The organism is Gordonia sp. PDNC005, from assembly GCF_016919385.1.
GTDB lineage: Bacteria > Actinomycetota > Actinomycetes > Mycobacteriales > Mycobacteriaceae > Gordonia.
The window spans coordinates 2,715,311-2,737,695 of the sequence record NZ_CP070351.1; the positions used below are offsets into that span (position 1 = coordinate 2,715,311).

At 66.3% G+C, this 22,385-nt stretch carries 18 protein-coding genes and 1 tRNA gene; 10 read left to right on the top strand and 9 right to left on the bottom strand.

Going from position 1 to position 22,385, the window contains the following annotated elements:
- Window positions 1–117: 117 nt before the first annotated feature.
- Window positions 118–1,347, top strand: a complete 1,230-nt coding sequence (locus tag JVX90_RS12965; RefSeq protein ID WP_205329160.1) for a GGDEF domain-containing protein — start codon at window positions 118–120, stop codon at window positions 1,345–1,347.
- Here JVX90_RS12965 and JVX90_RS12970 read toward each other — a convergent pair.
- The 4 genes from JVX90_RS12970 to JVX90_RS12985 all read right to left on the bottom strand — a co-directional run bounded on the left by JVX90_RS12970 (window position 1,250) and on the right by JVX90_RS12985 (window position 5,942).
- Window positions 1,250–2,158: a LysR family transcriptional regulator gene (locus JVX90_RS12970; RefSeq protein ID WP_205329161.1), complete on the bottom strand. Its 909-nt coding sequence runs from the start codon at window positions 2,156–2,158 to the stop codon at window positions 1,250–1,252. The genes JVX90_RS12965 and JVX90_RS12970 overlap by 98 nt on opposite strands.
- On the bottom strand, window positions 2,155–2,955 hold the full coding sequence (locus JVX90_RS12975; RefSeq protein WP_205329162.1) for a hypothetical protein: 801 nt from the start codon (window positions 2,953–2,955) through the stop codon (window positions 2,155–2,157). Before JVX90_RS12975 ends, JVX90_RS12970 begins: the two co-directional genes overlap by 4 nt.
- A gap of 125 nt (window positions 2,956–3,080) precedes the next feature.
- The gene (locus JVX90_RS12980) at window positions 3,081–4,370 is read right to left on the bottom strand and encodes a glutaminase (RefSeq protein WP_205329163.1); all 1,290 of its coding nucleotides are present in this window, start codon (window positions 4,368–4,370) and stop codon (window positions 3,081–3,083) included.
- A gap of 9 nt (window positions 4,371–4,379) precedes the next feature.
- Window positions 4,380–5,942, bottom strand: a complete 1,563-nt coding sequence (locus tag JVX90_RS12985; protein ID WP_205329164.1) for a PucR family transcriptional regulator — start codon at window positions 5,940–5,942, stop codon at window positions 4,380–4,382.
- An 80-nt stretch (window positions 5,943–6,022) separates the two neighbouring features.
- Between JVX90_RS12985 and JVX90_RS12990 the strand changes: the two genes are divergently transcribed.
- Window positions 6,023–7,549, top strand: a complete 1,527-nt coding sequence (locus JVX90_RS12990) for a CoA-acylating methylmalonate-semialdehyde dehydrogenase (RefSeq protein ID WP_205329165.1) — start codon at window positions 6,023–6,025, stop codon at window positions 7,547–7,549.
- Between the two features lie 11 nt (window positions 7,550–7,560).
- Window positions 7,561–8,943, top strand: coding sequence for an aspartate aminotransferase family protein (locus JVX90_RS12995; RefSeq protein ID WP_205329166.1), 1,383 nt, complete (start codon window positions 7,561–7,563; stop codon window positions 8,941–8,943).
- Window positions 8,944–9,009: 66 nt separating this feature from the next.
- On the opposite strand, the gene JVX90_RS13000 is transcribed toward JVX90_RS12995, so the two are convergent.
- Window positions 9,010–9,744 (bottom strand): gamma-glutamyl-gamma-aminobutyrate hydrolase family protein, encoded by a 735-nt coding sequence (locus JVX90_RS13000; RefSeq protein WP_205329167.1) that lies wholly within the window; start codon window positions 9,742–9,744, stop codon window positions 9,010–9,012.
- Between the two features lie 190 nt (window positions 9,745–9,934).
- On the opposite strand from JVX90_RS13000, the gene JVX90_RS13005 reads away from it, so the two are divergent.
- From JVX90_RS13005 to JVX90_RS13020, 4 genes are read left to right on the top strand one after another with little or no spacing between them, the layout of a single operon-like run.
- Complete coding sequence (locus tag JVX90_RS13005; protein WP_205329168.1) at window positions 9,935–11,761, top strand: amino acid permease; 1,827 nt, start codon at window positions 9,935–9,937, stop codon at window positions 11,759–11,761.
- The gene (locus JVX90_RS13010; RefSeq protein ID WP_205329169.1) at window positions 11,758–12,645 is read left to right on the top strand and encodes a universal stress protein; all 888 of its coding nucleotides are present in this window, start codon (window positions 11,758–11,760) and stop codon (window positions 12,643–12,645) included. The genes JVX90_RS13005 and JVX90_RS13010 overlap by 4 nt, the downstream gene beginning before the upstream one ends.
- A gap of 58 nt (window positions 12,646–12,703) precedes the next feature.
- Complete coding sequence (locus JVX90_RS13015) at window positions 12,704–13,285, top strand: TetR family transcriptional regulator (RefSeq protein WP_205329170.1); 582 nt, start codon at window positions 12,704–12,706, stop codon at window positions 13,283–13,285.
- 8 nt (window positions 13,286–13,293) lie between these two features.
- Window positions 13,294–14,058 (top strand): glucose 1-dehydrogenase, encoded by a 765-nt coding sequence (locus tag JVX90_RS13020; RefSeq protein WP_205329171.1) that lies wholly within the window; start codon window positions 13,294–13,296, stop codon window positions 14,056–14,058.
- Between the two features lie 7 nt (window positions 14,059–14,065).
- Here JVX90_RS13020 and JVX90_RS13025 read toward each other — a convergent pair whose 3' ends face one another.
- Window positions 14,066–15,811, bottom strand: a complete 1,746-nt coding sequence (locus JVX90_RS13025) for a hypothetical protein (protein ID WP_205329172.1) — start codon at window positions 15,809–15,811, stop codon at window positions 14,066–14,068.
- 106 nt (window positions 15,812–15,917) lie between these two features.
- On the opposite strand from JVX90_RS13025, the gene JVX90_RS13030 reads away from it, so the two are divergent.
- Both JVX90_RS13030 and JVX90_RS13035 read left to right on the top strand, forming a co-directional pair.
- Window positions 15,918–16,952, top strand: a complete 1,035-nt coding sequence (locus JVX90_RS13030) for a PHP domain-containing protein (protein WP_205329173.1) — start codon at window positions 15,918–15,920, stop codon at window positions 16,950–16,952.
- A gap of 31 nt (window positions 16,953–16,983) precedes the next feature.
- Window positions 16,984–17,493, top strand: coding sequence for a flavin reductase family protein (locus JVX90_RS13035; RefSeq protein ID WP_205329174.1), 510 nt, complete (start codon window positions 16,984–16,986; stop codon window positions 17,491–17,493).
- 586 nt (window positions 17,494–18,079) lie between these two features.
- Here the strand turns inward: JVX90_RS13035 and JVX90_RS13040 are convergent.
- Window positions 18,080–18,152: transfer RNA gene (locus JVX90_RS13040), tRNA-Ala, on the bottom strand.
- Between the two features lie 230 nt (window positions 18,153–18,382).
- On the opposite strand from JVX90_RS13040, the gene JVX90_RS13045 reads away from it, so the two are divergent.
- Window positions 18,383–19,921, top strand: coding sequence for an HNH endonuclease signature motif containing protein (locus JVX90_RS13045; protein WP_205329175.1), 1,539 nt, complete (start codon window positions 18,383–18,385; stop codon window positions 19,919–19,921).
- Here JVX90_RS13045 and JVX90_RS13050 read toward each other — a convergent pair whose 3' ends face one another.
- Both JVX90_RS13050 and pgm read right to left on the bottom strand, forming a co-directional pair.
- Window positions 19,922–20,638, bottom strand: coding sequence for a thioredoxin domain-containing protein (locus JVX90_RS13050; protein WP_205329176.1), 717 nt, complete (start codon window positions 20,636–20,638; stop codon window positions 19,922–19,924).
- A gap of 41 nt (window positions 20,639–20,679) precedes the next feature.
- A complete protein-coding gene (gene pgm, locus JVX90_RS13055) occupies window positions 20,680–22,323 on the bottom strand; it encodes a phosphoglucomutase (alpha-D-glucose-1,6-bisphosphate-dependent) (protein WP_205329177.1) in 1,644 nt (547 codons plus the stop codon).
- Window positions 22,324–22,385 lie beyond the last annotated feature (62 nt).

The window sequence follows — 22,385 nt, forward strand, 5'->3', positions numbered from 1 at the left end:
TGTCTTTGACTTGTATCGCCGGCCCGGACACTACGCACCCGGGTCACACCGGCCATCACAAAACTGATGCCTGCCTGACAAGACTTCTAGAGCCGATGACTGTGACATCCTTGGCCGATGCTCGACTCGACGACACTGTGGGCCGCGATTGCGGCGGCCGCCGTCGTGATCGGCGTCCTGCAGGTGCTGCAGTATCTGCTGCAGCGGGATGAGGTGTCGATGCTGCTGTGGGGCTCGGCCAAGCTCATCGGAGCGGTGGGCGCCGGCCTGATGGCTGCGCGGGGGTCGATTCCGGACTTCGTGTCGGTCGTGATCGCCAACGCGCTCATCGTTCTGGCCGTCACCTCGAACGCCGCGGGAATGATCAGCTTCGACGGTCGGCGACTCCCGCGGTGGGCCATCGCCGCACCACCCTCAGTCATGACGATCGGGTATCTGGCAACACCGGACATCTACACCGACATCGCAGCTCAGACTCATCTCAACGGAGTGTGCGTGATCGTGACGCTGAGCGCCGCGGCCCTCCACGCACACCGCGCGAATCGGATCGACCGCCTCGTGTGGCGGGCCGGTCTGGCCGTCGCGCTGTGGCTGTGGGTCGCGACGATGGCGGCTCGAATGACGGCGTCGGTATGGACACCAGCCGCCACAGACCCGCAGGGCAGCAGCGGCGTCCAGTCCGTGACCGCGCTGATGTTGATGATTCTGGTTGTGATGACAGGTGTCCTCGAAATGCTCGCCTCCCGCGAACGTGTTGATCATCGCCTCGCTGACGCGGCCGTCCACGACGCCCATACCGGCACCCTCAACCGTGCGGGTCTTCAGCGCCGACTAGCCGAGTTCACGGGAACAGGCGCGGACGCGGCGGTCATGTTGATGGACTTGGACGACTTCAAGGCGGTGAACGACGCTTTCGGGCATCCGGTCGGCGACGATGTCCTGGAGGCTTTCGTGACCATCGTCCGGCGTCGGCTGCGGCCCGGCGACGTCCTGGCCCGATACGGGGGCGACGAGTTCTGTGCGTTGCTCCCCGGTGCTGCCACTGCGGAGGTCACCGGAATCGCCGAGGCGATCCGCGCTGAGTTCACGCGCACCCACGACGGTGTCTCGACAGCTGTCCGGTGCTCGGTCAGCATCGGCGCCGCAACAGACGTGCCGATCGGCCAGGTGCCGTTCGACGACGCTGTCGCCGTGGCCGACGCATCGCTCTACGCCGCTAAGAAGTCCGGACGCGAAGAGATCCGCACCTTCATCGCTTCACCTCATGCGCAAGCATCTGTGCCAACATCGCCACCCGCGGACGCGCCGCGATCAGTGCGCTCGACGCTGCAAGAAAGATCGTGTTGATCGGCGGTTCTGCCACTTCGTCGATCCGCACCAATCGGCCCGCGCTCACGTCATCGGCGACGAGGTAGCTCGGGAGGACGGTGATCCCGAGGCCCGCCACGGCCGCGGCCCGGATCGACGTCAAATCGGGAATGGTCATGACGGGGTCGAATCGTGGTTCCGACTCGAAGACGGTGTTCCAGTAGCGCCGGACGATCGCCAGCTCTCGGTTGTAGGCGATGAGCGGTGCAGCGTCGATCCGCGAGAACGGAGCTCCGGCTAGTCCGAACTCGGGGGCGCCCACCAGCCAGAACTCCTCGTCGGCCAACGGCCATGAGGTGATGTCGGCGCCCCTCGGACGGACGGTTGTGATCACGAGGTCGAGCTCACCGCCCTCCAGCCTCGACATGAGATCCGCCGACTCACCGAGTGCGACGTCTATCCGGGGCAGTCCGACTCGAACCCTCGACAATGCAGGCAAGACGTGAAGCGAAACGTACTCGCGAGGTCCGCCGAGCGTCACAGGCCGACCCGACAGATCGCTCGCCCCGGAGCCGCGAATCACTCGCTCGACGCTGTCGATGTGATGCACGGTCTGCACAACGATCTCGTGCCCGGTCGGCGTCGGCGACACTCCGGCCGCCGTTCGCACGAACAACGGTTGCCCGAAGTGCTCCTCGACCAACCGTATGTGGTTGGTGACGGTCGGCTGGGAGATGCACAGCCGACGCGATGCCGCACTGAACGATCCGGTCCGGTACACCGCGACCACTGTGCGGAGGTAGTCGAGCGGCAACCGTCGGTCGGGGCTCGATCCAGTACCCGATGTCACGGCTCGGCCTGTTCCGCGCCGACGAAGTACGCCCGAGGATCGATTCCCCTGCGCTTGGCCGCCGACATCCGACGGAATCCCTCGATGGCACGCTCGCACACGTCGTCGACGATCAGTGGGGTCGAAGCCACGGACTGACCGAAGCGGACCATTCCCGGCCGGAGCGCGGCCGACAGCCAGCGGAAATCGCAGTATCTGTCCTGGTCGTCGCAGATCGCGATTCGACGGGCCGCCGACACGTCGCCGAGATCAACGCGGGACCAGTCGAGGTCCCATCCCACCTGGCGCAGGTACAGCTGGATGAACGCTCGCTCCACGCGGCGATCGCCTCCGACGGCGGCGCTCGCGTAGGCGAGGTTCGCCCAATGTTCGGCCGCGAGATCGCAGACCGCGTCGGAAGAGGGCAGCGCAGGGCGTTCATGGGCCATGTGGTCGAGGACCGATCGCAGCAGGTCGAGCGACGACGCGTCCGCAGTGCTCAGAAGGTCTGTCCGCTGAGGGCAGTCGAGGAACACCTGACGATGCACTCGCTCCAGATGTGCAAGATCGAACGGCCCCGCGTACACCCACGGATCGCGTTCGATCTCGCTGATCCGCAGCGCGGCGGTGCGGCGTTTGTACGCGTGCCCGTGGACGTCACGAACGGCGCGTGCAATCTCCTCGGTGACTGCCGACTCCCCTGACGCCACCCGCCTGACCGCCATCTCGTCGTCGGCGGTCAGCGGCGTGGCCGCGAGACAATGGCCGGCCGCAACGTTGACCGTGATCACATCGGCGACAGAGGCTGCGTACGTCATCTTCAGTACCCCGATCCTGGCCGACCCTGTGTCGGCACCTCTGTGGGTAGCCGAGCAGCTCAGCGCGCTCCAAACGGAGCTATCAGAATTCTGATAGCTGCTATTCGAAACCCGATCGTCCGGACCTAGTCCTGCGTTCCGCGCGGAAGGAGATCCTCTCGGCGTCCGACGACGGTCACGCGACCGCCGTCTCCCGGGTCTGGATCTGGAAGAACTCGGTCGGGGTCGATCAGATACACGTCGTGGCCGTCCATGGTGAGACGCCGTACGGCTTCGAGAAGCATGCGCCTCCCCACGTCACCGACGGTGCTGACGCGAACCAGGCTGATCGCGATTCGTTTCTGCGTCGGTGGCTCGTCTTCGAACTCGCGGAGAATTCGTTCGGCGCCGGCGAAGCGGATGTCGCCCTGCAGCGACACCACGACGACGGCATGTGAACCCTTGCCGAACACACGTCGTCCACGGACCACCGACGGGCCTGCGGGAGGAACCTCCATGAGGTGCATGCCCATGTCCGAGGTGAACCGCCGGAACAGTTCGACGCCGCGCACGCTGTTCCCGTGCCGGTCCAGTCTCGGCGAGAAGGTCGCGATGCCGGCCTGCCCCGGGAGTGCGCCGATGAGCCCACCTGCGACTCCGCTCTTCGCGGGGATCCCGACCCGTGTCATCCAATCGCCGGCCGCGTCGTACATTCCACAGGTCGCCATCACACTGAGCGTCTGGCGCACTACCGCAGGCGGCACCACCGGCGCCCCGGTTACCGGATTCACGCCTCGATTGGCGAGTGTCGCCGCCATCAGCGCGAGGTCGTCGACGGTGACCGCGAGCGAGCACTGTCGGGTGTATCCCGTCACCGCCACCAGCGGGTCCTCCGCGATGATTCCGTTCGCGCGGAGCATGTTCGCCAACGCACGATTGCGGTACGCAGTGCCGATCTCCGACGCGAAAACGGCCTCGTCCACGTCGAGCCTGCGACCGGCGAACGCGCTCAGACCGTCGACGATCCGATCGATCCTGTCGTGTGGTGCGACGCCTGCCGGTCCGGCGAGAGTGTGGGCCGCGATCGCGCCCGCGTTGATCATCGGGTTGAGAGGCCTGCCGCTCCCCGGCTCCAGAGAGATCTCGTTGAACGCGTCGCCGCTGGGTTCCACACCGATCGAGTCGAGGACCTCGTCGAAACCGCGATCGGCGAGGGCCAACGCGTAGACGAAGGGTTTGGAGATCGACTGGATGCTGAACGAGACGTCGCAGTCTCCCTGCGAGTACCGCCGACCGTCTTCGGTGCAGAACGCGACCGCGAGCCGGTCCGGATCGGCGTTCGCCAGCTCCGGGATGTAGTCGGCCGTGGCGCCCGACTGGTCGGCCTCCACGGATCGGAGGGCTTCGGCGAGGTAGTCCGGGATCGGCGAGCGCACGATCGCAGGTTACGTCGAAGTCGACATTCGCGCGACGTCGAGGATCAACAGCGCCGCATGCAGTGACGCCCTCGATTCGCCGTCGTCGAGATCCACCCCGAGCCGCTCTCGAAGTTCGGCGATGCGCGCGTACAACGTCGGGCGCGAGAGGTGGAGCCGTCGTGCGATCTCCGTCTTGTTTCCGGCCGCCTCCAGGAATGTCCGCAGCAGGTCGATCATCTCGGCGGCATCCGGAGCGGCGAGAAGCGGCCGCAGTTCGGCGCGCGCGAACGCGCTCGCCCGTGGATCGTCGGCCAGCATCGCGGCGAGTCCGCGCAGGCGGGTGTCCGCGACGCGATACACGCGAGGTGCGCCGGACGACATCGCGGCGACGACCGCCGACACGTGTTCGGCCTCGGTGAGGCCCGCGACAGCATCAACGATGCGCCCCGCGACCGGTCCGGCACCGACGTGGACCGCCCGCACACCACGCACTCGTCCCACTTCGGCGATCACGAGCCGACCCGCCTTGTCGATGGCCGCGTTCGGGTCGGAACCTGTGCACGCGATCACAGCATTGAGTCCGGTGCCGGTGACCGTGCTGATCGCCGTCAGTCTCGCCAAACCGAGGGCATGACGGAAGCCGTCGTGCACCTGCACTTTTCGACGGCGGGTGCTGATCTCGTCACTGCCGACCTCGATGTCGACGCCGACGCTCACCGGAACGTAGTAGCGGGCGACACGAAGACCGAGAGTCCGGGCCCGGGCCGACGCCCCCGCTTCGTCGGGGACGCGAGCAGAACGCAGGTCGTCAAGCAGTCCGTGCTGGGCCTGCTGTTCCAAGGCTGCCCGGTCGCGCTCGATCATCTCCCGCAACGCAAGGGCTTGCGCGGCCCGCTCGAGGACTGTCGACACCCGCGCAGAGGGCTCGGCGAGCGGCGCGACGATGCGCGCGAAAACAACACCGTCGGCTCCCACGGCCAGCCCCACCCCGTCCGTCCGCGCACGTCCGGCCCACCCCGTCAGGAGTTCGGCGGCGGTGTGCCCGTGTTCGGCGAGAGCGAGCACGTGATGGGCGGAATCCTCCAAAACGACCGGCGTGCTGAGCAGTTCGGCAGCACTGCCGACGATCTCCTCTGCGTCGGCGCGACGCATCGACAGTTCAGTGAACACCTGGTGGGCGTGCCGCGCGAACTCGACCTCGTGGAACTGTTCGGAGACGATCACACGGTGCACGTGCTCGGTGAGCGCGACGAAGCGGACCTCGCGATGGAGAGCGACCAGGGGGAATCCGACCTCGGCCGCCACCCTGATCGCGGGCTCGGGTATCTGCGGCAGGCCGGGGCCGAGTTCCACGATCAGCCCGGACACTCCGGACGTGGCGAGGGCCGTGCAGAAACGGTGAGGATCCGTCGTCAGCGGGCCGCCGGTTGTGAGGATCAGTTCGCCGCCGGTCAAGAGTTCGGCGACGGCGGGCGACTCTCCCACGTGCACCCAGCGAACCACCCGGTCGAGCCCGGCGTCGACGAGCAACTCCGGATCGCCCGCACGCACCACGGGAAGCGCGAGGATGTCGGCCACAGTCAACGCCATGGACGAAGTGTAAGTCTGGATGCCGAAATGTTGACGGTATGTTGGACGAATCGGGTCGATCTCGTCGCCACAGTGGAGACATGACCCTCACTGACATCACCACCCAGACCATCGATCACTGGATCGCCGGCACTACGTACGTCGGAGCGTCCGGCGCCTACGCCCCGGTCACCAACCCGGCGACCGGCGCCGTGACCGGGCAGGTCGCTCTCGCCGATGTCGCCGACACGCAGGCGGGCATCAACGCGGCGCGAGAGGCCTTCCCCTCATGGCGCGACACGTCCCTCGCGAAGCGCACCGGTGTCATGTTCGCGTTCCGCGAGATCTTGAACGCCCGCAAGGACGAGCTCGCCGCGATCCTGACCGCGGAACACGGCAAGGTGCACTCCGATGCTCTCGGCGAGATCGCGCGTGGCCAGGAAGTGGTCGAGTTCGCCTGCGGGATGAATCACCTGCTGAAGGGCGAGGCCAGTGAGAACGTCTCCAGCATGGTCGACGTCTCGTCGATCCGGCAGCCGCTCGGCCCGGTGGCGGTGATCTCCCCGTTCAACTTCCCGGCGATGGTCCCGATGTGGTTCTTTCCGATCGCCATCATGGCCGGCAACACCGTGGTTCTGAAGCCGAGTGAGAAGGACCCGTCGTCCGCACTCTGGATCGCGAGAGCACTCGCCGAGGCCGGCCTGCCCGACGGCGTCTTCAACGTCGTCAACGGTGACAAGACCGCCGTCGACGAACTGCTGTCGAACCCGGCGATCAAGGCGGTGTCGTTCGTCGGCTCGACCCCGATCGCGGAGTACGTCTTCCGGACCGGCACGGCCAACGGCAAGCGAGTCCAAGCACTCGGAGGCGCCAAGAACCACGCGATCGTGCTTCCCGACGCCGACCTCGACATCACCGCAGACGCGATGGTGAACGCCGGATTCGGATCGGCTGGTGAACGCTGCATGGCGGTGTCCGCTCTCGTTGCAGTCGGCGACATCGCCGACGAGTTGGTCGCGAAGATCGCCGAACGAACCCGCACACTCGTCACCGGCGACGGCACCGGCGGCGCCGACATGGGCCCCCTCATCACCCGCGCCCACCGGGACAAGGTCGCGGGCTACATCGAGGCCGGAGAGTCGGCCGGTGCGACGGTGGTCGTCGACGGCCGCTACGTGACCGCGACCGAGGGTTCGAGCGGCGACGTTACCGACGGCTTCTGGGTCGGCCCCACCCTGCTCGACCACGTGACACCCGACATGAGCGTGTACACCGACGAGATCTTCGGACCGGTGCTCTCGGTGATCCGCGTCGACACCTACGAAGAAGGCCTCGAACTGATCTCGAACTGCCAGTACGGCAACGGCACCGCGATCTTCACACAGGACGGCGGAGCCGCCCGCCGATTCCAGAACGAGGTCGAGGTCGGCATGGTGGGCGTCAACGTGCCCATCCCCGTTCCGAGCGCGCACTTCTCGTTCGGCGGATGGAAGGCCTCACTCTTCGGCGACACCCACGCCTACGGCCCCGAAGGCGTTCACTTCTTCACCCGAGGCAAGGTCGTGACCACTCGCTGGCAGGACCCGGCCAACCGCGGTATCAATCTCGGCTTCCCACAGAACATCTGAGAGGACCACTCATGACTGCACTTCCGGGCGGTGTCGATCTCGAGGTCGCCGTCGCAGAAGGCGCGCGGGCGTACGAGCTCGATCGCGCACACGTGTTCCATTCCTGGTCCGCACAGGGGTCCCTCGCCCCGATGACGGTGATCGCCGCCGAAGGATCACACGTCTGGGACGGCGAAGGAACCAAGCTCCTCGATTTCTCGTCCCAGCTGGTCAACACCAACATCGGCCATCAACATCCCCGGGTCGTCGCCGCGATCTCGGAACAGGCTGCGAAGCTGTGCACAATCGCGCCGCAGCACGTCAACGCCGCCCGCAGCGAAGCCGCTCGACTCATCGCCGAGCGCACACCCGGCGACTTGAATCGCATCTTCTTCACCAACGGCGGCGCCGACGCCGTCGAGCACGCGGTTCGCATGGCTCGCCTGCACACCGGCAAGCACAAGGTCCTGGCACGGTACCGCGGCTACCACGGCGGAACCGAGTTGGCCGTCAATCTGACGGGCGACCCTCGTCGGTTCCCGAGCGACCGGGGCGCGCACGGTGTGGTCCATTTCAACGGCCCGTTTCTGTACCGATCCGTGTTCCATTCCGACTCGGAGGAGCAGGAGTGCGACCGTGCACTGGAAGAGTTGCGCAGGGTGATCGAGCTCGAAGGCCCGAGCACCATCGCAGCGATCATTCTGGAATCGATTCCCGGTACCGCAGGGATCATGATCCCGCCGCCGGGGTACCTCGCCGGGGTTCGTGACCTCTGCACGGAATTCGGCATCGTCATGATCGCCGACGAGGTGATGGCCGGGTTCGGGCGCAGCGGGAAGTGGTTCTCGATCGAGCACGGCACCACCGCGGCGGGACCCGTCGTTCCCGATCTGATGACGTTCGCGAAGGGGGTCAACTCCGGATACGTTCCGGTCGGCGGTGTCGCGATCAACGACAAGATCGCCGCGACGTTCTCTGACCGTGTGTACCCGGGTGGCCTCACCTACTCGGGCCATCCGCTCGCGACCGCATCAATCGTCGCCACCATCAACGCGATGGAGGACGAAGACATGGTCGGCAATGCGGCCCGCATCGGCGCCGATGTCATCGGACCGACCCTCGCGCGGATGCAGGCCACGCACCCCTCGATCGGCGAGATCCGCGGTGCCGGAGTGTTCTGGGCGATCGAACTGGTGAGGGATCACGAGACCCGCGAACCGCTCGCACCGTACGGCGGCTCGAGTCCCGCGATGGCGGAGACTGTCGCCGCGTGCCGCAAGGGCGGGCTCCTGCCGTTCGCCAACTTCAATCGCATCCATGTGGTTCCGCCGTGCAACATCAGCGTCGCCGACGCCCGGGAGGGATTGCGAATCCTGAACGATGCACTGTTCGTGGCCGACGCGCACACCGCGTAGTTCACGACCTCCTGAGCGGCCCCACCGCGCAGACGCCACCGCGTCGGCCGGGGGGTCGTTCTCGTCTCAGTCCCGTCGCGACGCGACCACCTCGACGAATCTCGAGACAACGGTCGACTGCGGGTCCTCCTCCGGGTGCCATTGGACTCCCACTGCGTACGCTCCGCCGGCCGTCACCGCTTCCACGGCTTCCACGATGCCGTCCGGGGCACGCCCGGTGACGCGCAGGCCCACACCCAGTCGGCCCACCGCTTGATGGTGGTGCGAGTCGACGACGATGTCCTCGGCTCCGGCGAGCGCGGCAGCCCGCGATCCCCCGTCGAGGTGCACCGGGTGCCTTTCGAACACTCCGGAGGTCGCCAAGTGAGTCGACGTGCCGGTCACATCGGGGACGTGCTGGATCAGGTCGCCGCCGCAGGCGACGTTGAGCACTTCCAGCCCTCGGCAGATGCCGAGCAGCGGTACACCGGTCTCGATGCAGGCACGAGCCACCGCGATCTCCACCTCATCACGAAGTGGGTCCGTCGGTCCGGTCCGACCGTCGTCGGCGCCGACGTAACAGGCCGGGTCCAGGTCCCCGCCGCCGACGAGAACAACACCGTCGACCATCTCGATCACACGCGAGACCGCGTCGAGCAGCACACCGCTCGGGGTGAAGAGCATGGCGAGCCCGCCCGCTGATGTGACAGCGCGGAGGTAGGTGTCCGGCACCATGACGACCCCTCGGTCCCACACGCCTCCCCACCGGCATCGAGTCGGGACACCGACGATTCCGATGACTGGAGAATGACGTTCAGACATGCCTTCAACGATGCCCGTCTCGAAGCCTCCTCAATGGTTTACGACACGTAAAAGGAGGACGATCTTTCGTTACGTTCCGTCGGATTTCAAAACCCCGTATTCGAGGGACCCTTTACCCGTACTGTTTGTGATCTCCATCACTACTGGATGCGGCACATCGCCTGACGTCCACCTACCAGGAGGTATCAGGTTGAGCGGGACTCCCGAACTCAAGAAGGCGTTGTCGGAACGACAACTCCGCATGATCGCGATCGGCGGCGTCATCGGCGCCGGACTGTTCGTCGGTTCCGGTGTTGTCATCAAGGCGACCGGACCGGCGTCGTTCATCACGTACGCCCTCGCGGGCGTGCTCGTCATCATGGTCATGCGCATGCTCGCGGAGATGGCCGTGGCGAACCCCTCGACCGGCTCGTTCTCCGACTACGCACGCAACGCGATGGGCAACTGGGCCGGATTCTCCGTCGGCTGGCTGTACTGGTACTTCTGGGTGGTCGTGGTGGGATTCGAGGCGATCGCGGGTGCGAAGATCATCCAGTTCTGGATACCGTCGGCGCCTATCTGGTTGACATCCATGCTGCTGCTCGCGGCGATGACCGCGACCAACCTGTTCTCGGTGGCCTCTTTCGGAGAGTTCGAGTTCTGGTTCGCGGGCATCAAGGTCGCCGCCATCACCCTGTTCATCGTCCTCGGGTTCTGCTTCGTCTTCGGCCTCTGGCCGAACCGAGAGATGGACTTCTCGAACCTGACCTCGCACGGCGGGTTCTTTCCGCTCGGCGTGGGCGCGGTGACCGTGGGCGTGGTCTTGACAATCTTCTCCATGGTGGGCGCGGAGATCGCGACCATCGCCGCCGCCGAGTCGGAGAACCCCGAGCGAGCAGTCGCCAAGGCCGCCAATTCGGTGATCGTGCGAATCGCGATCTTCTTCGTCGGCTCGGTCTTCCTGCTCACCGCGATCCTGCCTTGGAACAGCGACGATCTCGCCGCCTCGCCGTTCGTGTCGGCGATCGAGCAGATGGGAATCCCGGCTGCCGAACACATCATGAACGCGGTTGTCCTCACCGCCGTCCTGTCGTGCTTGAACTCCGGAATGTACACGGCGTCGCGCATGCTGTTCGTTCTCGCCGCCCGCCGGGAGGCGCCCGCACAGTTGGTGCAGGTGACCAAGCGCGGCGTTCCGATGTACGCGATCATCGGTTCGTCGATCATCGGCTTCGTCTGCGTCATCGCCGCCGCGTTCTGGGAGGAGACGATTTTCGCGTTCCTGCTGAACTCGTCCGGCGCGATCATCCTGTTCGTGTATCTCCTGATCGCCGTCTCGCAGACTGTCCTCCGACTCCGGAACGGAGGCGAGAATCTCAAAGTCAAGATGTGGCTTTTCCCAGTCCTGTCGATCCTCACGATCGTCGCCATTCTCGCCATTCTCGTCCAGATGTACATCGATGAGGCCGTTCGCTCCCAGCTCGTCCTTAGCCTGCTCGCGTTCGGCGTGGTGATCGTGCTGTTCTTCGCCAATCGATATTTCGTTCAGTCACGTCCGGCCACTCCTGACACCGCGGTTCAAGGCCATCGGCCGACGAGCATCGTCGTCCTGGCGAATCAGACGGTCGGGTCGGACGAGCTGTTGTCGGAGCTCCGTTCGATCGGCGCAGATCGGGGAACAATGTTCCACGTCGTCGTCCCGGCGAGCCCGATCGAGACCAGGGCAGCCGACGTCCACGGCCCCCTCGACGTCTGGGAGGCGACGACACGAATCGCGAACGAACGGCTCGAGGAGACCCTCGCAACCCTGAGGACGGAAGGATTCGCCGCGGAGGGCGGCCTCGGCGATTACCGACCACTTCGCGCGCTCGCCGCCGCCGTCGAAGAGCACCGGCCCGACCGGATCGTCATCTCGACCCTGCCGCCCGAGGAGTCGGTGTGGGAGCGATTCGACGTCATCGACCGAGCACGCGCTGAACACCACCTGCCGGTGACGCATGTCGTCGCACGGATGACTTCGTCAGGCTCGGTCCAGTGACGATCCTCGCCGGCTTCAGCGCCAGCAGCAAAGGTTCCGCACCGGTTGCGTTGGCGAGCCAGATCGCCCGCACCACCGGCGACGACTTGGTCGCCGCCGCGGTCGTCGAGCGTCGCAGACCCGCCACGGTGGACCCGGTCGAGGACGAATACATCGATTACGTCGCGGTGCAGGCCGAACGCGCTCTGCACGGTGCTGTCGACGACGTGCGCGCCGGCCCGAGTGTGAGTGTCGAAGTGGTTCAGGCGACCTCGATCCGCGACGGGCTCTCCGCGGCCGCCGTCGAACACTCGGCGAGCCTGGTGACCGTCGGGTCGTCCTCCTCGGGAGTGCTCGGGCGAATCGCGTTAGGCAGTGTCACCGAGCAGTTGGTCCATACCGCTGAGGTGCCAGTCGCGATCGCACCGCGCGGGTATCAGCCGGGAGCCGTCCCGATCACGCGGCTGACCGCCGCGTTCGGCGGAAGAGCCGACGTCAACGGACTCATCAGATCGGCCGCGTCATTGGCCACATCATGGGACGTGCCCCTCCGCGTCGCATCGTTCACCGTGCGCGACGTCAGCGGAATCATGGGGACGACCGATCCCGCCGCCGCCGAGAACCTCGTTCTCCAGAAGTGGTGGACGAGGACTCGCGACGACATCGATCGCGAGCTCGACGAGGCACGTCACGCCCTCGCTTCGGCGAAGCCACAGATCGCAGTCGGAGTGGGACGGGACTGGCAGTCGGCGGTTCACGACATCGACTGGCGACCGGGCGACCTCCTGCTTCTCGGGTCGGGGGCTGCAGCACAGATGCAGCACGTGTTCCTCGGGACAGCGGCTGCACGGATCGTCCGCGCGTCGTCCGTACCCGTGATGATCCTGCCCCGCGACAAGGAGTGAACAAGAGACCCACATCACTTTAGTGTCAGTTTCTGCCATTAAGGCTTAGGGTCGGATCATGGCCCGTCCACCGCTGAGCACAGCTGAACTGTTGGTGATCTCGCAGCGCTGCGCCGACGTCTTCGTGGCGGCGGGCGGAAGTCGCGCGACGGTGTCCGACCTCGCAGCCGCCGCCAGGATGTCGGAGCGGACGTTCTACCGCTATTTCCCGACAAAAGAGGACAGCCTCCGGCCACTCTTCGACGACGGTTTGAGCCGCTACGTCACCGCGCTCGCAGCTCAGCCGACACCGGGCGACGCTCCCACTGCGATCATGCGCGCGATCGAGCAGACGTTCGCCGACGACGACGAGGTCCACACGCGTGCACTGATGGGAGCGGTCATCGATGATCCGGCACTGCGTCGCATCTGGCTCGAAGCCTCGTACGAAGCTGCGCAAAGGCTGCGTCCACACATCGCCGCACTCATCGAAGCGGACGACGTCACCACATCGGTCATGGCCGGCCAAGCGGCGTTACTGGTGGTAGTCGCCATCGAGCAGCTCATCCGCACCGGCACCCCGATGTCCGCCGCGGCTTGTGCCGCTGCGCGCGCGATGTTCGGACCGCTCACAGAACCTCCCAAGAAACCCAGAGGATAGGAACAGTCATGGATCTTCAGAACAAGGCAGTGATCGTCACCGGCGGTGCCCGCGGTCTCGGCGAGGCGTTCGCGCGCGCCATCGTCGCCGCAGGCGGATCGGTGATGATCGGCGATCTGCTGACCGACGAGGCGGCGGCGGTCGCCGCAGACCTCGGCGACGCCGCCAGGTCGATGCACCTGGACGTCACCGATCCGGAGTCGTGGAGTGCCGTCGTCACCGCTGCTGAGACCGCTTTCGGACGAGTCGACGGGCTGGTCAACAACGCGGGCACGGTCGCCACCGGCGTGAAGATCGTCGACGAACCCCTCGACGTGTTCCAGCGTGTTGTGCAGATCAACTTGGTCGGCGTGTTCCTGGGCATGAAGACTGTGACGCCCGCACTCCGTCGCGCAGGCGGTGGCTCAATTGTGAACATCTCGTCGGCAGCCGGGCTGACAGGCTTGGCGCTCACCGGTTCGTACGGCGCCACCAAGTGGGGAGTCCGCGGGATGAGCAAGGTCGCGGCGGTCGAGATGGCGGCTGAACGGATCCGGGTGAACTCCGTCCACCCGGGCATGGTCCTCACGCCGATGACGGCTCCCATCGGGATCAGTCTCGACGACGGCGGATTCCCCGACGCGCCCATCGGCCGCGTGGGCCGGCCGGACGAGCTGGCGGGGGCGGTCGTCTACCTCCTCAGCGACGCTGCCAGCTACACGACCGGCGCTGAGCTCGCCGTCGACGGCGGCTGGACCACCGGCCCCGTCGTGACTGACCGCACGGGCGGCTGATCCTGCTTCAAGGAATCGCGGGATACACCGTGATCGTCGATGGCCGGTCTGACACTGCGTACGGCCGCCCCGACGCGAAGCCGGTGGCGTCCGGCAGCACACGAGACCTGGCGGATGCGCTGAGCGGAAGCAGAGTGATCCCGGCCGACCCGGCCAGCGCGAACGCCAAGTGTCGATCAGAAAAGCCGACACACGTCGCACCCGCCGCGACCACGTGATCTGGGTCGGGTTGCGCACCAACGCCGACCGGCCGTCCGTCACCTCGAGCGACGACGACCCGGGCCGCGGCGTCCAACGTGACGGTGTACGGACCACACGGCGGATCGATCGGCTTGCCTTCGACGGTCGTGCCGACGATGGCACCGGTGTCTGAGACGACGAACGTCTCTTGTGCCGGCCTGCGCACGCTCGACTTTCCGACCTGTGTCACTCCGTCGGCGCCGACCGTCCACTGGCTGTCGGTGGCGGAGTATCGAACCCGGGTGATCTCGGTTCGTTCATTCGACGCGCCCGGCGAAGGAAAGGTGAACGTCAGACGGGTGGTGAAGTCCGGCTCCCCGGCCCGTTGTGGAATCGACGGGGCGGCGGGTTCGGTCGGCGAGTAGACGACCACCGCGCGCGCTCCACCGCTGGTGTTCGAGACGGTGTTGACGAGCATTCCGTCGACAAGATCGAGCAGTCCGTTCTTCGGACGCCAATTCCGCTCATCGGATGCGAGCACAACGTCGGGCATGGCGACCCAGTCGTCGCCGGACCCGAGGCAGTCGTAGGCGCTCTGGGCCACCGCTGAAAGCCGTGCACCGGATCTGATCGACACTGCACCGGTCGGCGCCAACAACCAGTCTCCGCACAACCGGGGAGGCCCGTTGGTCGATTCACCCTCCCAGACGACACGGCCGGCGTCCGTGCGGACACGGAAGTGAGAGGGCCCGGCATCGACCTGCCCGGAGGGTTCCGCGTACAACGTCTCCTGACCGCCGCCGATCACTCGGACTCCGGCGCCGAGCGTCTCCACAGTGCTGCCGTCTGCGGCGTGAACGGTCGTGACCCCCGCGGACCGCTCCGTCGCGAACCCGTCGGCGAGCAGTGTGACGGCGCATTCGCAGTCCGCGAGCACCTCGCCGGAATCGGCATTGCGAACCCGCCGATGATTCGTCGCCGGGAGATATGTGACAACGAGTGGAGCCACCTTCTCCCGAGGACTGGTCAGGTCGTCGACGACGTTCTCACCTGCGGGGACGCGCCATCTCGCATCTCCGCTCGCGGAGATGACACGTTGGTCGCCGTACTGCCCGACGATCCAGCCGTCGGCGAGCGCCGTCGGCCCGATGCCGCCAGGAGACTCGGGCACAGCTGCCAGGCGGACTCGAGTTTCCGTCTCCAGGTCGACTGTGTAGAACCCTCCCCCGATCTGGCATCCGAGCACACCGGACCGCGTGCGGGCGCACGCGTCGAAGCCTGCGTCGAAATCAGCGCCGACGGTGCGCCCGGTCGAGTCTCTGATGGAGTACCGGTACACGGTCCCGGAGCCGGCCGCGAGCATCCACCGCGAGTCGGACGCAGCGACGAGCCGTCCGGGAGCGGCGAACAACTCCGCGGGCGGACGGGTCCAGTCCCCCGTGCGCTCCGACGTAACGGCTCGACTCGGCTCCGGTCGGCCATCGAGCACCACGGCGGCGATCAGCACGCCGATGATCGCCGACGCAGCCGCCACGAACGAACGATGTCGTCTCCCCCACGAGATGGCCCCCATGCCTGGACTATCGATGCATCGACTGCGGACGCTACGCGGGTCGCCTTCAGCGGGTAGCGTCAGATACGGTCCGCCATATCCGCGACGTCGACGAGACAGAGCAGTCATGAAGCCGTTCGCACCGTTGATTCCACCGGTGACTCCCGCGATCGCACTCTCGCGCATCGCGTGGCTGCTCGAGCGCGACCGGCAGAAGACGTACCGGGTAGAGGCCTTCCGTCGAGCGTCGATCGCAGTGTCCGGTCACGACCCCGGAGACCTCGCCGAACGCTGTCGCGCCGGGACCCTCACCGCTATTCCCGGCATCGGCAAGGTGACCGCGACGGTCGTGACCGAAGCCCTCGACGGTGAGCTGCCGAGCTACCTCGACAAGCTCCAGCAGGCACCGTCGCCGATGCCCGACGCCGAGCCGCTGGCGGCGTTGCTCCGTGGTGACCTTCATGCGCACACCGACTGGAGCGACGGTGGCGCACCGTTGCCGGAAATGGCCGACGCCGCCGTCGCGTTGGGCTACGAGTGGCTGGCGATCACCGATCATTCGCCGCGACTGACGGTCGCCCACGGGCTCAGCGCGGAGCGCCTGAGCGACCAGCTCGACGTCATCGATGCCTGGAACCGCGATCACTGCGACGGGTTTCGTCTCTTGTCCGGAATCGAGGTGGACATCCTCGACGACGGCTCTTTGGATCAGTCGCCGGAGATGCTCGGCCGTCTCGACGTGGTGACGGCCTCGCTGCATTCGAAGCTGCGGATGGAGCATGACCCGATGACTTCCCGGCTGGTGTCAGCCGTGAGCAACCCGCGCGTGCAGGTCCTCGGACACTGCACCGGACGTCTGATCACCGGCCGTGGGCGCCCGCCGTCGACCTTCGACGCCAATGCGGTCTTCACCGCATGCGCTGCGCACGGAACCGCGGTCGAGATCAATTCGCGTCCCGAACGTGTGGATCCGCCTGACGAACTGATCGCGCTCGCGCTCCGGCTCGGCTGCCTGTTCGCCATCGATTCGGACGCCCACGCACCGGGTCAGCTCGAATTCAGCAGGCTGGGTGCCGAACGGGCCTTGCACCACGGCATCGAGGCGGACCGGATCGTGAACACCTGGCCGCTGGAGCGCCTGATGGCGTGGACCGGCCGCTGATTGCCTGAACTAGGACCCGAATGGAGACCAGATGAGCGAGACCAATGGCGCGGCCGAAGCCTTCGATGCAGTAGTCGCGGTCGACCGCCCGCTGTACGTCATCACTACTCGCTTCGGCGACGAGCTGTCCGGCTGCCTGGTCGGTTTCGCCACCCAGACCAGCATCGACCCGGAACGATTCCTCGTGGCGATCTCACGTGCCAACCACACCCACGGCGTGGCTGCGAAGGCCGAACACATCGCGGTCCATCTGATCGCTCGGGAGCACGAGGAGCTGGCGCACCTGTTCGGCGGGGAGACTGGAGACTCGATGGACAAGTTCGCCGCATGCAATTGGGAGGAAGGGCCACACGGTGTGCCAATACTGGCCGATGCCGGTGTGTGGCTGGTCGGCAGCGTGATCGAGAGAATCGACCTAGGCGATCACACGGGCCACCTGCTCGCTCCGGTCGACGGCGGCGTACTCCACCAGGACTCCGACCTATCGGCGTGGGTGAGTTTGTCGATCGGCGAATCGATAGACCCGGGCCATTCGGCCTGACCTGCGCCTACCTGTGGATTGGGTCAAAAACCAGCGGGCGGTTCGCTCGGCTCGCCTGCGAGGTAGAGCGAATAGCTCGAGCGCGTCTGCGAGCGAGTCTGTCTGCGGCGATCCCGGTGGGTCACTGTTCGGATGAGCGAGTATCCGAACTGCGGCGACCTACCTCCCGAGATCGATCCGTCCCTATTTGGGGGCGGGGTCCCATTCGGCGAGTTACCCCGAACTGACGTGCCTCGTGGGCCGGGCGTCTACTTGGGAGTTCGGCCCACCGGGGCACCGCCGCAGTTCCTCGACATATCACCCGCAGGCCACTTCGAAGGCGTTGACCGCACCGAGCCGGTCGCGGACCTTCGAGATCGGTGGGTGCCTGAGAGCCCTGTGCTCTACATCGGCAAGGCCAACCCTGGAAAGACCGGACGGCGCGGACTCCATGCGCGCCTGAATGAGTACCGCCGTTACGGAGCCGTGCCGCCCTTCGCTAACGGGCGACCGTGAGGGGCCCGCTGTTCGCCCGATAGGGCCCGAGGCGAACAAACAGGAGGGAACGAGAATACCCCTCCGACGCAGGTCGGAGGGGTTCCAATTGTGGAGCTAAGGGGACTCGAACCCCTGACCCCCACACTGCCAGTGTGGTGCGCTACCAGCTGCGCCATAGCCCCGTGTTCACTTGTAGGCACCCAGGCCGTTGCCTTTCTGAGTGCGCTAGCTAAGTTACCGTACCGCCTTCGCGGCGACCAAATCCCCTGGACCGAGGCTCGACTCCACCTCGAGCGGGCATCCAACTCCATCTCCAGGCATATCGCAACCCTGTTCGATAAAACTATTGCTTCTGTCGCAAATCGGACGTAACATAGAACATACATTCGATCAAGCGGAGGGGGCCGGCACGATGAACGCCACAACGCCTGCTGATCGGATCGACCTGAACACGCTCGGCACCGAGTCGACGGGGAACGACTTCGACGACATGGGTTCTTACCGCACGCTGTGGGCCGCCGAGTCGAATCTCATGTGGCGTCGGCTTCAACTCGTGATCGCGGTCCTCAGCCGTCGGACTGCCGGCATCGTGGGAGACGACTCCGAGTCGGATCGCCTGCTGCTCGACGCCGAGACCGTGCTCGGCGCCGAGGTGGCGGCACTCATGTCCATGTCGGACGGCGCGGGTCGCACCGTCGTCGACAACGCGTTGGAGGCGCGCGACCGCCTCGTGCGCGTCGCGAACCTGCTTCGCGACGGCCTGATCTCCGTCGCGTCGTTCCGCGAGATCATCCTGCAGTGCAAGGCCATCGTCGACGCCGACGTCATGGCTGTCGTCGACGCGGAGATCGCCACCGAGATCCGGGAAGGCGGCTCCGTCTCGAAGAGTGATGCGGCGTCGATCGCGCGCCGCCACGTCGCCGAGACCGATCCCGACGCCGTGCGCGACGCCCGGCAGGCGCGGGGCAAGGGCGTCACGGTTTCGCACGACGGCGACGAGTCCGTACTGACGATCGCCGCCGACGCGGAGCAGGTCCTACTCGCCAAGAAGGCCGTCGACGCGTCGGCCGCCGAACTGACGTGCACAGACGACTCCCGTTCGGTCGGTGCCCGCCGCGCCGACCTCGCGATCGCCCGCCTCACCGGCGGCGAGTTCACGTGCAACTGCGGCAACCCCGAATGCCCAGCCGCCGCGTCCGACGCCGAGGCGGCAGAGCGCTTCGCACGGGTCGTCGTCCACGTCGTCGCCGATGCATCGACGCTGAACGGCGAGTCGGACAAGGCCGGATGGATGGACGGATACGGCGTGATCGACGCCAACCACGTACGGGAAGCCGCAGCACGGCCCGACGCCACCGTCCGACCGCTCGACATGTCGGCGATCGCCGACAACCCCGCCCAGGCAGGCAACCCGTACCGCCCGACAGCGGCGACGGACACCGCCGTCCGCGCCGTTCACGGCACATGCTCCGTGCCAGGCTGCACCCGGGCCGCGTGGTCGTGCGACCTAGACCACGTCACCGAGTACAACCATGCCGACCCCGCGACCGGCGGCGCCACGTGCCCGTGCAACCTGGCGCCGAAGTGCCGTTTTCACCATCTGGTGAAGACATTCGTGGACGGATGGCTCGACGACCTCGTGATCGATGCGAACGGAGTCATCTGGGTGGAGACCGTCACCCCGTCCGGGCAGTCCGTCCGGACACGTGCCGCGAATCAATGGCTCGTCCCCGGGCTCGGGCTGCTCCCCTGCAGGCACGGCGCACCCGTCCAGCCCGGAACGCCCGACCGATCGGAGCCACCACAACGGTCCGCGACCCGGGCGGCGACCAAACACGCCTACCGCATGCGACTCCGGTCGCAGCGTCGCTTCGCACGCGCCTGCGCTGAAGCCGAAGCGAAAGTCCTCGCCGGAATGGAGTTCAACAGCGCAGGCGAACCGCCGTTCTGATCAAGACTTCGGCGGGTTCGCGATCAGCTCGTCGAGCCACGCCGGCCCGTCGGTGATGCCGTCGACCACCGTGCCCGCCGACAGCACAGTCGGCGTCACGATGTCGCCCTTCGTCGAATTCTCCAACTGACCGCTCGAAGCATCAGCCATTCCGCGGGCCTCATCGACAAGAGCACCATCGGCGATGCAGGTCTGCGAGGCCTGCGAAGCGCCCGCCGCAGCCGCCAGCTTCGCGATGTCCGCATTCGACGGGTCGTCGCCGGCCTTCGCGAACAACTGCGAGTGCAACTTCCAGAAGACGTCGCGATTGTCGTTGCGGGCCACGCACAACACCGCGCCTGCACCGCGCGACGAGAAGTCACCCGAGCCCGACTCCTTGTCCAAGAAATTCAGCATGTGGTAGCGAACACGAACCTGACCTGCAACGACCTTGGCTTGGATCGCCGCGCCCGACTTCTCCTCGAACGCCTTGCAATGCGGGCAGTTGAAGTCCTCGAAGACGTCGATCGTCTCGGGCGCGGTGCGCTCCCCGACGATGAACGACGCGTTCTCGGCCAGCACCTTGTCGTCGACCGGCGGGTAGTCCTTGTTCATCTGCCAGAGAACACCACCCACCACCAACGCCACCACCACGGCGGCCGCCGCAATCAACACATACGACGTCCTACTCGACGTCGACTTCGGCTCGTACTTCGCGTTCTCGCGGCTCGTGCTCACGTAGTCGACTCTAGCGACCTCTCAAGCAACAGCGAGAAGGCTCAGTCCGCGAGAACCGAGTCGACGAGGGCCTGGGCCTGTTCCTGGACCTGCGCGAGGTGGTCGGGGCCGTGGAAGCTCTCGGCGTAGATCTTGTAGACGTCCTCGGTGCCGGACGGCCGAGCGGCGAACCAGGCGTTGTCGGTGGTCACCTTGAGCCCAGCGATGGCGCGACCGTTGCCGGGAGCCTCAGTGAGGATCGCCGTGATCTTTTCGCCCGCCAGCTCCGTCGCCGACACCTGGCTCGACGACAGCGCCCCGAGCTTCGCCTTCTGCTCCCGCCCTGCGGGTGCGTCGATTCGCGCGTACGCCGATTCGCCGTACTGCTCGGCGAGCTCGACGTACCGCTCCGACGGAGTCTTCCCGGTGACGGCGAGGATCTCGGAGGCGAGCAGGTTCATGATGATGCCGTCCTTGTCCGTGGACCAGGGGCGGCCGTCGACAGTCAGGAACGACGCCCCTGCACTCTCCTCACCGCCGAAGCCGACAGTGCCGTCGAGCAGTCCGTCGACGAAGAACTTGAACCCGACCGGAACCTCGAGCAGTCGCCTTCCGAGACCTCCGACCACCCGATCGATCAACGACGACGAGACGAGCGTCTTTCCGACAGCCGCGTTCTCCAGCCAGCCGTCGCGATGCGAGAACAGGTAGTCGATGGCGACGGCGAGGTAGTGATTCGGGTTCATCAGACCGGCGTCACCGGTGACGATGCCGTGACGGTCTGCGTCGGCGTCGTTGCCGGTCGCGATGTCGAACTCGTCGCAACGCGAGATCAGCGACGCCATCGCGTTCGGCGACGAGCAGTCCATCCGGATCTTGCCGTCGGTGTCGAGTGTCATGAACCCGAAGGCCGGATCCACCCGCGGATTGACGACGGTGAGACCGTCGAGACCGTAGAAGTCCTTGATCTCCGACCAGTAGTTCACCGAGGCACCGCCGAGCGGGTCGGCGCCGATCTCAACACCCGCCGCAGCGATCGCGCCGAGATTGACGACCTCACCGAGAGCGGTCACGTACTCCCCCGAGAACGGGTAGTCGATCACCAGTTCCGAGTCGCGGGCCCGCTCGAACGGGATCCGCTGCACATCACGCAGCCCGTTCTCCAGGATCTGATTCGCGCGCTCGGCGATCGGGTTCGTGATCGGCGTGTCCGCCGGTCCACCGTTCGGCGGGTTGTATTTGAACCCGCCGTCGGCCGGCGGATTGTGCGATGGAGTGACGACGATGCCGTCGGCCTGCACGCCCGGGTTCTCGGTGTTGAACCGAAGGATCGCGCGGCTCACCGCCGGAGTCGGCGTGTAATCGTCGTCGACGGCCGTGAACGTCGTGACACCGTTGCCTGCCAGCACCTCGATCGCCGACCGCCACGCCGGCTTCGACAGCAGGTGGGTGTCGAAGCCGATGAACACGGGTCCGTCGATCCCGGCACGCTCGCGATGATCGACGATCGCCTGCGTCATCGCCAGCACGTGTGCCTCGTTGAACGACCCGTTCACGCTGGTGCCGCGATGTCCGGACGTGCCGAACGCAACACGTTGGCCCGGATCTGACGGGTCTGGTTTCACGTTGTAGTACGCCTGCTCGACGGCGGCGACGTCGATCAAGTCCTCGTCGCGGGCGGGGGTTCCAGCTCTCGGGTGCGCCATGAGGACGATTCTGCCATCGGCGAGTCGCTATTGTCGGAGCAGAAGGGCCAAGCGAACTGGGG